Here is a 14,142-nt window from a genome sequence, read left to right on the forward strand (position 1 = left end):
GCGCACCATGCCCCTGCATTGCCAACCCTTTGCTAACAAAGCCGCCTGGGCTCGTGCCCGGCGGCTTTGTGCTTTCTGCAGCCCTGAAAACAAGGACTGAAACACCTATGCCATTGCCTCCAGCCCCTACCAAACGCGCCGCGCGCGTTGCCAAGGAAGCTTTTGAAGTCACCGCTCGTGCGCCCAAGCGTGCCATGGGCAGCAAGTCTGCAGTCGTCTCACTGGATGATGAGCTGCCAGCTGCGGCAGCAATAATCCCTGCAGCACCTGCCGTGACCGCAACGACCACCACTGCAGCAGCGCGCAGCCGCAAAAAAGCTGCGCCTGCCAATCCCGCTGCCAGCGCAGCCACCAATACCGCCGCCATGCTGCTGGCTCAACAGCGCGCCGCCGTGCAGGCTGCACAGGCCGCGCAAAGCGCACAGCACACAGCCGCAACACAGGCAGCACCCACAGCCACCAAGGCGCAAGCGCCTGCAGATAACAAAGCAGCGGCCACAACCGCGGCCAAGCCAGTCCAGGCCGTAAGCAAGGCTGCTAGCACCGCCAAACCAAAGACAGCCAGCCCTGTGGGCAAAAAGCGCAGCGGCCAGTCCTGCCTGTTTGTGCTGGACACCAATGTGCTGCTGCACGACCCCACCAGCATCTTCCGCTTTGAAGAGCACGACATCTTCCTGCCCATGGTGGTGCTCGAAGAGCTGGACGCCCACAAAAAGGGCATGACTGAAGTGGCACGCAATGGCCGCCAAGTCAGCCGCACGCTGGATGCACTGGTCGATGCCCAGAAGGATGCCGACCTGGCCGCAGGCCTGCGCCTGGATGCCACGGGCCACAAAACAGCCACCGGCCATCTGTTCTTCCAGACCGTGCCGCTGGACTACAAACTGCCCTCCAGCCTGCCACAGGGCAAGGCCGACAACCAGATTCTGGGTGTAGTGCAAGCATTGCGCCTGCTCAAGCAAGGTCAGCAGGAAGTGGTGCTGGTGTCCAAGGACATCAATATGCGCGTCAAGGCGCGCGCACTGGGCCTGCCCGCCGAGGACTACCGCAACGACAAGACGCTGGACGACGGCGACCTGCTGTACACCGGCAGCCTGGCCCTGCCCGCAGACTTCTGGAAAAAAGCCAAGAACGTGGAGAGCTGGCAGGACCGCGGCAAGACCTACTACAGCTTCACCAGCCCGCTCACCAGCCAGATGCTGATCAACCAGTACGTGTACTTTGAGGCTCCCAACGAGCCCAGCCTGCACGCGCGCGTGGTCGAGATCCGCGACAAGACCGCGGTGCTGGAAACCCTGCGCGACTACAGCAGCAGCAAGCACAATGTCTGGGGCGTGAACGCACGCAACCGCGAGCAGAACTTTGCACTGAACCTGCTCATGGACCCCAACATCGACTTCGTCAGCCTGACCGGCACCGCCGGCACCGGCAAGACACTGATGGCGCTGGCAGCAGGCCTGTCGCAGGTGCTCGACGACCGCCGTTACACAGAAATCATCATGACCCGTGCCACGGTGAGCGTGGGCGAAGACATTGGCTTTCTGCCCGGCACCGAGGAAGAGAAGATGGGCCCCTGGATGGGCGCGCTGGACGACAACCTCGAATTTCTGGCCAAGGGCGACGGCGGCAATCCCGGCGAATGGGGCCGTGCAGCCACCAATGAGCTGATCCGCAGCCGCATCAAGATCAAGAGCATGAACTTCATGCGCGGTCGCACCTTTCTGAACAAGTGGGTCATCATCGACGAAGCGCAGAACCTGACCCCCAAGCAGATGAAAACCTTGATCACGCGCGCCGGCCCCGGCACCAAGATCATCTGCATGGGCAATCTGGCGCAGATCGATACACCCTACCTGACCGAAGGTTCGTCAGGCCTGACCTTTGCCGTCGACCGCTTCAAGGGCTGGGCCCACGGCGGTCATATCCAGCTGGCACGCGGCGAACGCTCGCGTCTGGCGGACTTTGCGAGTGAGGTGCTGTGATGGCGATCAGCTGGGTAAGTGCTCTCAAACTGGTGCCCTGGGGCGATGTCATTCAGGCCGCCCCCACGGTACTCAAGGCCGCCAAGGGCCTGATGAAGAAAAGCCCCGAGCAGGAGCTGGAAGACGCCGCACAGGCGGCCTTCCCTGCCAGCGCCGAAAGCCAGACGCCTGCCGCCAATGCGGGCGAACTGGCACTGCAGAAGGTGGCACAGCTGGAGGCTCGCATCCAGCAGCTGGAAGCGGCGCAGCGCGCCTCCAACCAGGTGCTGGAGAAGATGGCCGAGCAGCAAGCGCAAATCGTCAAGACCGTAGGCCTGCTGCGCACGGGCGCTACACGCCTGGCGTGGGCCTGCGGCATTCTGAGCGTGGCGGTGATCGGCCTGCTGGTCTACAGCTTCTAAAAACATAGCTGCCAGCGCTCATTATTCATAGATTTCAGATAGATAAGTATCTAAACTCTATGTATATCAAGCGCTAGGCGCTCTACTTTCACAAGCAAAAAGGCCTTGTCATCTGACAAGGCCTTTTCTTTGGACGGCATCGGCTACAGGCTCTCAGTAGTCGTCACCCGCCCCCATGGCCAGATTTTCAAAGCGCGTCTGGTTCTTCTGGAAGTACAGCTTCACGGTGCCTGTCGGGCCGTTACGCTGCTTGCCGATAATGACTTCCGCAATATTGGGCTCCTTGGAGTCCTTGTTGTAGTAGTCGTCGCGGTAGATGAACATGATGATGTCCGCGTCCTGCTCGATAGCGCCGGATTCACGCAGGTCAGACATCATGGGACGCTTGTCGGTGCGCTGCTCCACCGAGCGGTTGAGCTGCGACAGCGCAATCACCGGACACTGCAGCTCCTTGGCCAGCATCTTCAGGCCTCGCGAGATTTCACCCAGCTCGGTCGCACGATTGTCACCACCACCGCCGCTGGAGCCACTCATCAGCTGCAAATAGTCGACCACGATCAGACCCAGCTTGCCGCAGGTACGCGCCAGACGACGTGCGTTGGCACGCAGCTCCGAAGGCGTCAGACCCGGCGTTTCGTCAATGTGCAGCGAGATCTGGCTGAGCTTTTCCACCGCTTCGGTCAGGCGCGCCCATTCATCGGGCTCGAGCTTGCCGGTACGCAGGTGACCCTGGTTCACACGGCCAATTGAACCCACGATACGCACCGCCAGTTGGGCGGCACCCATTTCCATGGAGAAGATGGCCACTGGCAGACCTTCGTTGAGCGCCACGTGCTCGGCAATATTCACCGCAAACGAGGTCTTACCCATGGAAGGGCGGGCCGCCAGAATCACCAGGTCACCAGCCTGCAGGCCGCTGGTCATGCGGTCCAGATCCGCAAAACCGGTGGGAATACCGGTCACATCGACCGGGTTGTCTGCCATTTCCTGCACGCGGTCCAGCAGATCACCCACCAGGGTTTCCATGCTCTGGAAGCCCTGCTTCATGCGTGAGCCTTCTTCGCCAATGGCAAAGATCTTCTGCTCGGCTTCATCCAGAATGCGCTCTACCGGCTTGCCCTGGGGGTTGAGTGCATTGGTAGCAATCTCGTCACTCACCGTGAGCAGCTTGCGCAAGATGCCCTTCTCGCGCACGATTTCCGCATAGCGGCGGATGTTCGTGGCACTGGGCACATACTGGGCCAGCTGGTTGAGGTAGAGAATCCCCCCCACCTCCTCGGCCTTGCCCATGCCCTGCAGGTGCTCGAACACCGTAATCACGTCAGCTGGCTTGCTTTCATTGATCAGCTTGCCAATGGCTGCGTAGATCAGCTGGTGCTCGTGGCGGTAGAAATCGCGCTCGGTGAGCAAGTCCCCCACGCGGTCCCAGGCCGAGTTATCCAGCAGCAAGCCACCCAGCACACTGGATTCGGATTCCATGGAGTACTGCGGCAGGCGCAGCTTGGCCACCTGCTGGTCATCAGCTTCAGGCGCAGGTGTGCCAAACACATCATCTTCCAACGGAGGCATTACAGAGGACATCGATCCACCCACAAAAAGACAAGCCTGAGATCGTAACGCCAGCGCATACAGACGTCACTCCAACCTTGCCAAACACAGACATGCACGCACGGCTTAGTGCCAAACATGCTTTCAAAACAGAAGCTGCCAGCACAGACACAGCAAGCGCTGGCAGGCATTTTTATGCATAAGAACGCATAAAACACAAAAGCCGCCCGAAGGCGGCTTTTGCAGTGCAGGGAAAAATTTCCGCAGCAGTGATTAGGCTTCGCCTGTCACTTCCACGTTCACTTCCACTACCACGTCAGTGTGCAGCGCCACTTCCACGGTGGAAGCAGAAACAGTCTTGATAGGACCGTTAGGCATACGCACTTGCGCCTTGTGCACGTTGAAGCCTTGGGCTGTCAGAGCGTCGGCGATGTCGTAGTTGGTCACGGAACCGAACAGACGGCCGTCCACGCCAGCCTTTTGCGACAGCTTCACGGTGAAACCGTTCAGCTTTTCGCCTTCAGCTTGTGCAGCAGCCAGCTTCTGAGCAGCAGCCTTTTCCAGTTCAGCACGCTTGGCTTCGAATTCAGCCTTAGCTGCTTCGGTAGCACGGCGAGCCTTGCCAGAGGGGATCAGGAAGTTGCGAGCGTAGCCGTCCTTCACCTTGACGATATCGCCCAGGTTACCCAGGTTCACAACCTTTTCGAGCAGAATGATTTGCATGGTTGCGACTCCTTAGATCTTGTGCTGGTCGGTGTAGGGCAGCAGAGCCAGGAAGCGAGCGCGCTTGATGGCTGTGTTCAGCTGACGCTGGTAGATGGCGCGAGTGCCTGTCAGGCGTGCGGGGATGATCTTGCCGTTTTCGGCGATGAAGTCACGCAGGGTGTCTACATCCTTGTAATCGATCTCTTCAACACCTGCCACGGTGAAGCGGCAGAAGCGCTTGCGCTTGAACAGCAGCGACTGGGTGTTGCGCTTTGGGCGCTTGTCTTTGTTGAATTTCTTGAACGTGGCCATTACTGGACCTCTTGAAAATTAATTTTGTTGAACATCCTGGATATGCAGCACCACGGTTTTGCTGTTGCGCGGCGTGGCAAGAAAGCCCTGAAAAGTCCAGATACTTCCCGGCGCCTGACGAGCAAGTCGCTCAGCCAGTGCGCCAAATGCCACCGCCTTCACAGCTGCCGAGACCTTGCGCGGGCTGCCTGCTTCTACTTGAGAGGATTCGTGCACCAGGCGCAAATCCAGAGCAGGCAATCCAGCGGGCGTGTATCGCAGGCTTTGCAGCTCATCAATACAGGCCGTCAGGACAACGTGGTTTTCCACTCTCCAAGCGAAGTCTAGGAATTAGGCTTCAGCGGCTTGGTTAGCCTTGCGAGCTTCTTCACGCTCGACAGTCTTCATCATGGAAGAAGCAGCTGTTTCAGCCTTCTTCTTCTGAACTGTCAGGTGACGCAGCACAGCATCGTTGAACTTGAATGCGTGCTCCAGCTCAGCCATCACAGCCTGGTCGGCTTCGATGTTCAAGCAGATGTAGTGAGCCTTGGCGAGCTTGTTGATCATGTAAGCCAGCTGACGACGGCCCCAGTCTTCTTCGCGGTGCACCTTGCCGCCACCAGCGACAATCATGCCCTTGTAACGCTCCAGCATGGCTGGAACTTGCTCGCTTTGATCCGGATGGATCAACAAAATGATTTCGTAATGACGCATGAAAACTCCCTTTTGGGTTAAGCCCCCCACTGCGTCTGTAGCGGTGGGGCAAGGTAAAACGGGCAATTATAGGCATTCCCAGCAGGCTTGTACACTCCGAGGGGCTTTGAATATCCTCAGTGTGTCCAAGACCTTGAAAAGCTTTCAGGCATCCCCACCTGACTTTTCAGGTTTCACTCTTTAGAGACGCTATCCACATGACCGAACAACAACACACTACACAAAATGCCGCGCCTTCCGATGCTTCCGCTGAAGAGATGGAAGCCGCAATGGCCGCCAATGTGGCAGACGAAATCTCCCGCCTGCAGGCCGAGCTGAGTGAGCTCAAGGCCAAGAACGGTGAAATGGCCGACCAGTACCTGCGCGCCAAGGCCGAAACAGAAAACATGCGCCGCCGCGCAGACGAAGAAGTGGCCAAGGCCCGCAAGTTTGGCATCGAAAGCTTTGCAGAAAGCCTGCTGCCCGTGTGCGACAGCCTGGACGCTGCACTGGCCATCCAGAACGCTACCGCCGAACAACTGCGCGAAGGCTCTGAAGCCACACTGCGCCAACTGCAGCAGGCCCTGGAGCGCAACAAGGTGGTGGTGATCAACCCCGCCCCTGCCAGCAAGTTTGACCCCCACCAGCACCAGGCCATCTCCGTGGTGCCTGCCGAGCAGGAAGCCAACACCATCGTGACCGTGCTGCAAAAGGGCTACCTGATTGCAGACCGTGTGCTGCGCCCTGCCCTGGTGACCGTGGCAGCCCCTAAGTAAGCGCATAGCAGCCACAAAAAAATTTCATCGATTGACTTGAAACCTCCGGCACAACCCTTAGTTACAAGCCAATCGACCAACAAATTTCAGAATTCGGAGCATTCAAATGGGAAAAATTATCGGTATTGACCTGGGCACCACCAACAGCTGCGTGGCTGTGATGGAAGGCAACAACACCCGCGTGATCGAAAACAGCGAAGGTGCGCGCACCACGCCTTCGATCGTTGCTTACCTGGAAGACGGTGAGATTCTGGTGGGTGCATCTGCCAAGCGCCAAGCTGTCACCAACCCCAAGAACACCATCTTTGCCGCCAAGCGTCTGATTGGCCGCAAGTTCGACGAAAAGGAAGTGCAAAAGGACATCGACCTGATGCCCTTCACCATCACCAAGGCTGACAACGGCGACGCCTGGGTGGAAGTGCGCGGCCAGAAGCTGGCACCTCCCCAGATCTCCGCAGAAGTGCTGCGCAAGATGAAGAAGACCGCTGAGGACTTCCTGGGCGAGCCCGTGACCGAAGCCGTGATCACCGTGCCTGCCTACTTCAACGACGCACAGCGTCAGGCGACCAAGGACGCCGGCCGCATCGCAGGTCTGGAAGTCAAGCGCATCATCAACGAGCCTACTGCTGCTGCACTGGCCTTCGGCCTGGACAAGGCTGGCAAGGGCGACCGCAAGATTGCCGTGTATGACCTGGGTGGCGGTACGTTCGACGTGTCCATCATCGAAATCGCTGACGTGGACGGCGAAAAGCAGTTCGAAGTGCTGTCGACCAACGGCGACACCTTCCTGGGCGGCGAAGACTTTGACCAGCGCATCATTGACTACATCATTGCCGAGTTCAAGAAAGAGCAAGGCGTAGACCTGACCAAGGACGTGCTGGCGCTGCAACGCCTGAAGGAAGCTGCTGAAAAGGCCAAGATCGAGCTGTCGAACTCCACACAGACCGACATCAACCTGCCCTACATCACGGCTGACGCCTCCGGTCCCAAGCACCTGAACCTGAAGCTGACCCGCGCCAAGCTGGAATCGCTGGTGGAAGACCTGATCGAGCGCACCATCGCTCCCTGCCGCACTGCCATCAAGGACGCAGGTATCTCTGTGTCTGACATTCAGGACGTGATCCTGGTCGGTGGTATGAGCCGCATGCCCAAAGTGCAGGAAAAGGTCAAGGAATTCTTCGGCAAGGATCCCCGCAAGGACGTGAACCCTGACGAAGCCGTGGCCGTGGGTGCTGCCGTGCAAGGCCAGGTGCTGGGTGGTGAGCGTTCCGACGTGCTGCTGCTGGACGTGACCCCTCTGTCTCTGGGTATCGAAACCCTGGGCGGCGTCATGACCAAGATGATCACCAAGAACACGACCATTCCCACCAAGTTCTCGCAGACTTTCTCAACCGCTGAGGACAACCAGCCTGCAGTGACCATCAAGGTCTACCAGGGCGAGCGTGAGATGGCTTCGGGCAACAAGCTGCTGGGTGAATTCAACCTGGAAGGCATTCCTTCCGCTCCTCGCGGCACGCCCCAGATTGAGGTGACTTTTGACATCGACGCCAACGGTATCCTGAACGTGTCCGCCAAGGACAAGGGCACTGGCAAGGAAAACAAGATCACCATCAAGGCCAACTCCGGTCTGTCGGAAGAAGAAATCCAGCAGATGGTCAAGGACGCGGAACTGAACGCCGCCGAAGACAAGAAGAAGCTGGAGCTGGTGCAGGCCAAGAACCAGGGCGAAGCCGCTGTCCACAGCGTCAAGAAGAGCCTGGGCGAGCACGGCGACAAGCTGGAAGCTGCCGAGAAGGAAGCGATTGAAGCTGCCATCAAGGATCTGGAAGAAGCCCTGAATGGTTCCGACAAGGACGCCATCGAGGCCAAGACCACTGCCCTGATGACTGCCAGCCAGAAGCTGGGCGAGAAGGTCTACGCCGAAGCCCAGGCTGCGGCAGCTGCAGGCGGCGCTGCCGAAGCTGGTGCAGAAGCTGCACAGGCCAAGCCCGCTGGCACCGGCGACGACGATATCGTTGACGCTGAAGTCAAGGAAGTGAAGAAGTAATTGGACGCAGAGCGGCATTCCTGACCGCTTGCCGCCGCGCTGCCGCCTCAACTGGGGCGACTTGCGCGGCGTTCCTGTTTTAACCGGCTGCACATCACATGTCCAAACGCGACTATTACGAAGTTCTGGGCGTCTCCAAGACGGCCTCGGACGATGAAATCAAGAAGGCCTACCGCAAGCTGGCCATGAAGTACCACCCTGACCGCAATCAGGGTGAAAAAGCCAAGGAAGCCGAAGAGAAGTTCAAGGAGGTCAAAGAGGCCTACGAGATGCTCTCGGACGGTCAGAAGCGCGCAGCCTATGACCAGTACGGCCATGCCGGCGTAGACTCCAACAGTGGCATGGGCGGCGGCTTTGGTGCCGGCGGTTTCGCCGAAGCTTTTGGCGACATCTTTGGCGATATGTTCGGCGGCGCACGCGCACGCGGCGGTCGCCAGGTCTATCGCGGCAATGATCTGAGCTACACCATGGAAATCACCCTGGAGGAAGCGGCCAAGGGCAAGGATGCCCAGATCCGCATCCCCAGCTGGGACAGCTGCGACACCTGCCATGGCAGCGGCGCCAAGCCCGGCACCAGCCCCAAGACCTGTACCACTTGCGGTGGTCAGGGCTCGGTGCAGATGCGCCAGGGTTTCTTCAGCGTGCAGCAGACCTGCCCCCACTGCCGTGGCACGGGCAAGATCATTCCCGAGCCATGCCCAAGCTGCAGCGGCCAAGGCAAGATCAAGCGCCAGAAGACGCTGGAGGTCAAGATTCCCGCGGGTATCGACGATGGCATGCGCATCCGCTCCAGCGGCAATGGCGAGCCCGGCGTCAACGGCGGTCCTCCCGGCGACCTGTACATCGAAATTCGCGTCAAGGAACACGACATCTTTGAGCGCGACGGCGATGACTTGCACTGCCAGGTGCCCGTGAGCTTTATCACGGCAGCGCTGGGCGGTGAGATTGAGGTGCCGACCCTGCAAGGCAAGGTGGCGATTGACATCCCCGAAGGCACCCAGGCTGGCAAGCAGTTCCGCCTGCGTGGCAAGGGCATCAAGGGGGTGCGCTCCAGCTACCCCGGTGACCTGTACTGCCACATCGTGGTGGAAACGCCCGTGAAGCTGACCGAGTACCAGCGCAAGCTGCTGCGCGAGCTGGAAGAATCTCTGAAAAAGGGTGGCAGCAAGCACTCGCCCAGCGCAGACAGCTGGACAGACAAGCTCAAGCGTTTCTTTAGCTAAAGCCACAACCTCACTGCAAACCCCGCCCTGGCGGTAATGCCGTTCACTTAAGGTTTTCTGACCTGCCTGACGGGATAGCGTGAAGGCACTTTTTTTGACCACACGGGGGCATGTTCGCCCCCGTCGTTGTTTGGGCAACAACCTCTCGCTGAGCCTTATGCGCATACGCTGCAGCAGCGCAGGCAAGTTCCCAGGGCTGGGGCAACTTGCTAGCGTGATCCATTCGAGCTGCAGATAGTCCATGGCAGCAACAAAGCTCAATTCGGTTGGATGCAACCGGCTTTCTTTTGCTATTTCAGCCATTTCCAGTCGCACCAAGTTGTAGGCGAGTAAGGCTCGGCTTGCTGGCACCACAAGACCAGGCAGCTGACATCCTGACCAAGCTCAAGGCAGAAGACGGCATGCACAAGTCGGCATGGGCCACCCACGTCCAGGAAGGCACCCCCTTCCAGTCGATCCGTGGTGCGTTCAATTCCTTCCTGGGCCTGCCTTGCCACCAGCCTTCGTGGGGCAATCTGACCGCGATTGACATGAACACCAAGAGCATCGCCTGGCAAGTGCCTCTGGGCACCGTGGCTGGCTCGCAAATGGCTGGTGTGACCGTGGATGCCACCATCCCCGTGGGCATGCCTTCGCTGTCCGGCCCCATCACCACAGCCGGTGGCCTGACCTTCTTTGCAGGCTCCATGGACCGTTACATCCGTGCCTTTGACAACAAGACTGGCAAGGAAGTGTGGAAGTACCGCATGCCCGTGGGCGCGCAGGCGACCCCCATGTCCTACCTCTCGCCAGAGTCGGGCCGCCAGTTTGTGGTGGTCTCTGCGGGCGGTGCACGCATGACCCCAGAAAAGGGTGACTACGTGATCGCCTTTGCACTGCCTAAGAAATAAGTACACAGGTATTTACGTCATGCAGGGAGGCCCATGGGCCTCCCTTTTTTTGTGATGACGACCAGGCAGCCAGAAAGCAATGGCGCGATCATGGATTATTTAAGGGTTAACCCCTAAATACCATCAACCACCCTAGCATCGCCTTCCTACGACTGCTTATTTTTCAAGCACTTTTACTGCTGATTCAGATGCCTTCCTTTGCCCCTTCGGCCCAGAGCCAAGCCATTGCCATTTTGTTCGGCAGCTTGAGCCTGAGCGCCTTCGCCCAAGACGCCACACCCACGCTGGACACCGTAGAAATCCGCTCCGCCACCAATGGGGCCAGCCTGCAGTCCCTGCCCACCTCGGCCACCGTGCTGGACGGTGAGCACATGCGTGAACACCAGCTGCAGGTCAACCTCTCCGAAGGTCTGGCCAGCGTACCCGGCCTGCAGATCAAGAACCGCCAGAACTACGCACAGGACTTGCAGCTTTCCATCCGCGGCTATGGTGCGCGCTCCACCTTTGGCGTGCGTGGTGTGCGCCTGTATGTCGACAACATCCCTGCCACCATGCCTGATGGCCAGGGCTCGCTCTCGCACATCGATATTGGCAGCATTGAGCGCGTTGAAGTGCTGCGCGGCCCCTACTCGGCCCTGTACGGTAACTCGTCCGGCGGCGTAGTCAGCATCTTTACCGAAACACCGGAAGGCAAGCCTTTTGTGGAAGCTGGCGTGGCCTTTGGCAGCAATGGCCAGAAGCGCTTTTCCGCCAAGGCCGGTGGCGAAACCGCCCAGGGCCTGAGCTATCTGGTCAGCGCCAGCCGCTTTCTGACCGATGGCTACCGTGCGCACAGCGCTGCCGACCGCAATGTGGGCAATGTGAAGCTGTCTGCCGCCATTGGCGACGATGCCCGCTGGACCCTGGTGGCCAATACCATGAAGTCCAGTGCGCAGGATCCGCAGGGGCTGACATGGGACCAATACCTGGCCAACCGCAAGCAGCCTTCCGTGGTGGCAGAGCGTTTTAACACCCGCAAGTCGCTGGAGCAAACCCAGGTCGGCATGACGTACGAGCGCCGCCTCAGCGGCACGCACAGCATCGCGCTGATGGCCTATGCCGGTCACCGTTCCATGGAACAGTACCAGTCCATTCCCTTGATCTCATATGGCAAGCCCATTCAAGAACAAGCACGTCATGCAGGCGGCGTGATTGATATGTCGCGCGACTATGCAGGTCTGGATGCACGCTGGACAGGCAACTTCACAAATGCGGTGATGCCCGTCACTGTGAGTGCAGGGCTTGCTCTTGACTATGTACAAGAAGACCGCCAGGGCTATCGCAACTACACAGGTGCTGCCACTGCCCCAACAGCACAGGGCATCAAAGGTGCTCTGACGCGTGATGAGAAAAACACCATCACCAATATCGACCCTTATGTACAAGCCACCTGGAAGTTAGCTACCACATGGACCTTGGACACTGGTTTACGCTACAGCCGCGTCAAATTCAAAACGACCGACTATTTCACGGCTCCCGCCAATCCCAACATTACAGGCGATAAAGCCAACCCCGACGACTCCGGCAAGGTCACGCACCGCAAGGCGCTGCCCGTGGTTTCGCTGGCCCATGCACTCACACCGGATGACACCGTCTACGCCAGCGTAGGCCGTGGCTTTGAAACGCCGACCTTTGCCGAGCTGTCCTACAGCCCTAACAACATCAATGGTCTGAACCTGAACCTGCAGCCCAGCGTGAGCACCCAGTACGAACTGGGCTATCGCCAGCGCCTGCGTGGCAGCGTCAAGGGCCAGTGGAGCGCTGCTGTATTCCACTCGCAGACCAGCGATGAAATCGTCAGCGCCGGTGGTACCGGGGGCCGCACCACCTACCGCAATGCTGGCAAGACCCGCCGCCAGGGCGTAGAGCTGCAAGCCGATATGCACCTGACACCCAAGTGGCAAGTGCAGGCGGCCTACACCTATCTGGACGCCACATTCCGCCAGGCTTCGGGCGATGCTGCCATGGGCAATCAGCTGCCCGGCCTGTCCAAGCAGAACATGTTTGTGGCCACCAGCTACCAGCTGACCCCTGCATGGAAGCTGGGCCTGTCTGCACAGCACGCCAGCAAGGTGTTTGTGAATGACAGCAACAGCGAAGCCGCACCCGCCTTCACCATTGCCTCGGCCAGCGTGGGCTACACCAAGGATATGGGCGACTGGCGCCTGCATGCGTTTGCGCGTGTGGACAACCTGTTTGACCGCAACTATGTGGGCTCCGTCATCGTCAACGATGGCAACGGCCGCTATTACGAAAGCGCACAAGGCCGCAACTGGGCTACCGGCGTAAACCTGCGCTACAACTTCTAAATCAGCGTCAGACCGTCTGAACGCGCTTCCAGCGCAGGCCGCTTCTAAATCAGGAGCTGCCTGCGCTTTATTTTTGCCATTTTTAAGCACAAATGCTTATCAAAGCCAGATTTGATATGCACTAACCGCTCTCTTTTTAATAAGAAAAAAGCATAGACATCGTGAAACGCGATGCCTGACTTGCGTTTTATCTGGCATCGTCTTCGCACCGCGCGATGACAAACGCATTTTCATGACGCAAAATGACATCAACTTCTCAAAACGAGAAGACTGAAAACATTGACCCCGCCATGAAGAATTCCGAACGCAGTTTTGCTCGTCGTATTGACCTGACCTCTTTGCAACTGTTCGTCGCCGTGTGCGAACTGGGCAGCATTGGCCGCGCTGCTGAGCGCGAATACATTGCCGCCTCTGCTGTCAGCAAGCGCCTGTCTGATTTGGAAGCGGCCGTCGATACCGCGCTGCTCTACCGCCACAGCCGTGGCGTGACCCTGACCCCCGCTGGTGAAAGCCTGCTGCATCACGCTCGCAACGTGCTGTACGGACTGGAGCGCATGCAGGGCGAGCTGTCCGAGTACGCCGACGGCATTCGTGGCCATGTGCGTATGCACGCCAACATCTCGGCCATCGTGCAGTTCCTGCCAGAAGACCTGGGTGCCTTCAGCAAGGGCCACCCCCAGATCAAGATTGACCTGCAGGAGCACCTGTCGGCCGACGTGCTGCAGGCTGTGCACGAAGGCACAGCCGACATCGGCATCTGCAACATGGGCCAGGCCAATACCAATGGCCTGCAGACCAAGCCTTACCGCACTGACCGCCTGCTGCTGGTCGTGCCACAGGACCACCCCCTGGCCAAGCGCGAAAACATCTCGTTTGAAGAAGTGCTGGAATGGGACGTGGTGGGCCTGCAGGGCGGCAGCTCCATCAGCCTGGCCATGCGCGGCGCGGCAGCCCGCTCTGGCCGCCCCTTGCAACAACGCATTCAGGTCACAAGCCTGGATGCCATGTGCCGCATGATCGACAACGGCCTGGGCGTGGGCATCATCCCCGACCGCGCGTTCGAACTCATGCATGGCGTGGGCCGCTTAAAGAGCGTGCCACTGACCGACAGCTGGGCCCAGCGTACGCTGAGCCTGGTCGCGCGCGACTTTGACGCCCTGCCAGTGACATCGCGTTTGCTGGTGGAGCACCTCGGCAAAGGCTGGGTGCCACCCGTCAAGTCGGCTGCCTAAAATTTA

At 59.1% G+C, this 14,142-nt stretch carries 13 protein-coding genes; 8 read left to right on the plus strand and 5 right to left on the minus strand.

Going from position 1 to position 14,142, the window contains the following annotated elements:
* Nucleotides 1–107 precede the first annotated feature (107 nt).
* Nucleotides 108–1,982 (plus strand): PhoH family protein, encoded by a 1,875-nt coding sequence (locus tag B5M06_RS01925; protein WP_054066801.1) that lies wholly within the window; start codon nt 108–110, stop codon nt 1,980–1,982.
* Nucleotides 1,982–2,383 carry a hypothetical protein gene (locus B5M06_RS01930; RefSeq protein WP_054066802.1) on the plus strand — a complete coding sequence of 134 codons (402 nt, stop codon included), beginning with the start codon at nt 1,982–1,984 and terminating at the stop codon, nt 2,381–2,383. Before B5M06_RS01925 ends, B5M06_RS01930 begins: the two co-directional genes overlap by 1 nt.
* A gap of 153 nt (nt 2,384–2,536) precedes the next feature.
* On the opposite strand, the gene dnaB is transcribed toward B5M06_RS01930, so the two are convergent.
* The 5 genes from dnaB to rpsF form a co-directional block, all read right to left on the minus strand.
* Nucleotides 2,537–3,964, minus strand: a complete 1,428-nt coding sequence (gene dnaB / locus B5M06_RS01935) for a replicative DNA helicase (protein WP_054066803.1) — start codon at nt 3,962–3,964, stop codon at nt 2,537–2,539.
* A gap of 240 nt (nt 3,965–4,204) precedes the next feature.
* Nucleotides 4,205–4,654: a 50S ribosomal protein L9 gene (gene rplI / locus B5M06_RS01940; RefSeq protein WP_054066804.1), complete on the minus strand. Its 450-nt coding sequence runs from the start codon at nt 4,652–4,654 to the stop codon at nt 4,205–4,207.
* A 12-nt stretch (nt 4,655–4,666) separates the two neighbouring features.
* Nucleotides 4,667–4,948, minus strand: coding sequence for a 30S ribosomal protein S18 (gene rpsR / locus B5M06_RS01945; RefSeq protein WP_042411225.1), 282 nt, complete (start codon nt 4,946–4,948; stop codon nt 4,667–4,669).
* A gap of 18 nt (nt 4,949–4,966) precedes the next feature.
* The gene (priB, locus tag B5M06_RS01950; protein ID WP_054066805.1) at nt 4,967–5,257 is read right to left on the minus strand and encodes a primosomal replication protein N; all 291 of its coding nucleotides are present in this window, start codon (nt 5,255–5,257) and stop codon (nt 4,967–4,969) included.
* 21 nt (nt 5,258–5,278) lie between these two features.
* A complete protein-coding gene (rpsF, locus tag B5M06_RS01955; protein ID WP_054066806.1) occupies nt 5,279–5,641 on the minus strand; it encodes a 30S ribosomal protein S6 in 363 nt (120 codons plus the stop codon).
* A 197-nt stretch (nt 5,642–5,838) separates the two neighbouring features.
* On the opposite strand from rpsF, the gene grpE reads away from it, so the two are divergent.
* From grpE to B5M06_RS01985, 6 genes are all read left to right on the plus strand, one after another.
* Nucleotides 5,839–6,396: a nucleotide exchange factor GrpE gene (grpE, locus tag B5M06_RS01960; protein ID WP_054066807.1), complete on the plus strand. Its 558-nt coding sequence runs from the start codon at nt 5,839–5,841 to the stop codon at nt 6,394–6,396.
* Nucleotides 6,397–6,502: 106 nt separating this feature from the next.
* The gene (dnaK, locus tag B5M06_RS01965; RefSeq protein ID WP_054066808.1) at nt 6,503–8,443 is read left to right on the plus strand and encodes a molecular chaperone DnaK; all 1,941 of its coding nucleotides are present in this window, start codon (nt 6,503–6,505) and stop codon (nt 8,441–8,443) included.
* Nucleotides 8,444–8,541: 98 nt separating this feature from the next.
* Nucleotides 8,542–9,666 carry a molecular chaperone DnaJ gene (gene dnaJ / locus B5M06_RS01970; protein ID WP_054066809.1) on the plus strand — a complete coding sequence of 375 codons (1,125 nt, stop codon included), beginning with the start codon at nt 8,542–8,544 and terminating at the stop codon, nt 9,664–9,666.
* Between the two features lie 341 nt (nt 9,667–10,007).
* Entirely contained in the window at nt 10,008–10,556 is a 549-nt protein-coding gene (locus tag B5M06_RS01975; protein WP_054067422.1) for a PQQ-binding-like beta-propeller repeat protein, read from the plus strand.
* A 188-nt stretch (nt 10,557–10,744) separates the two neighbouring features.
* Nucleotides 10,745–12,904 (plus strand): TonB-dependent receptor family protein, encoded by a 2,160-nt coding sequence (locus B5M06_RS01980; protein WP_054067423.1) that lies wholly within the window; start codon nt 10,745–10,747, stop codon nt 12,902–12,904.
* A gap of 290 nt (nt 12,905–13,194) precedes the next feature.
* Nucleotides 13,195–14,136: a LysR family transcriptional regulator gene (locus B5M06_RS01985; protein ID WP_054067429.1), complete on the plus strand. Its 942-nt coding sequence runs from the start codon at nt 13,195–13,197 to the stop codon at nt 14,134–14,136.
* Nucleotides 14,137–14,142 lie beyond the last annotated feature (6 nt).

This window comes from Comamonas kerstersii (assembly GCF_002056725.1).
Lineage (GTDB): Bacteria > Pseudomonadota > Gammaproteobacteria > Burkholderiales > Burkholderiaceae_C > Comamonas > Comamonas kerstersii.

Bases quoted from the DNA above. Each gene is read 5' to 3' on its own strand.
- B5M06_RS01925 (WP_054066801.1), top strand. From the start codon at position 108: ATGCCATTGCCTCCAGCCCCTACCAAACGCGCCGCGCGCGTTGCCAAG.
- B5M06_RS01930 (WP_054066802.1), top strand. From the start codon at position 1,982: ATGGCGATCAGCTGGGTAAGTGCTCTCAAACTGGTGCCCTGGGGCGAT.
- dnaB (WP_054066803.1), bottom strand. From the start codon at position 3,964: ATGTCCTCTGTAATGCCTCCGTTGGAAGATGATGTGTTTGGCACACCT.
- rplI (WP_054066804.1), bottom strand. From the start codon at position 4,654: ATGCAAATCATTCTGCTCGAAAAGGTTGTGAACCTGGGTAACCTGGGC.
- rpsR (WP_042411225.1), bottom strand. From the start codon at position 4,948: ATGGCCACGTTCAAGAAATTCAACAAAGACAAGCGCCCAAAGCGCAAC.
- rpsF (WP_054066806.1), bottom strand. From the start codon at position 5,641: ATGCGTCATTACGAAATCATTTTGTTGATCCATCCGGATCAAAGCGAG.
- grpE (WP_054066807.1), top strand. From the start codon at position 5,839: ATGACCGAACAACAACACACTACACAAAATGCCGCGCCTTCCGATGCT.
- dnaK (WP_054066808.1), top strand. From the start codon at position 6,503: ATGGGAAAAATTATCGGTATTGACCTGGGCACCACCAACAGCTGCGTG.
- dnaJ (WP_054066809.1), top strand. From the start codon at position 8,542: ATGTCCAAACGCGACTATTACGAAGTTCTGGGCGTCTCCAAGACGGCC.
- B5M06_RS01980 (WP_054067423.1), top strand. From the start codon at position 10,745: ATGCCTTCCTTTGCCCCTTCGGCCCAGAGCCAAGCCATTGCCATTTTG.
- B5M06_RS01985 (WP_054067429.1), top strand. From the start codon at position 13,195: ATGAAGAATTCCGAACGCAGTTTTGCTCGTCGTATTGACCTGACCTCT.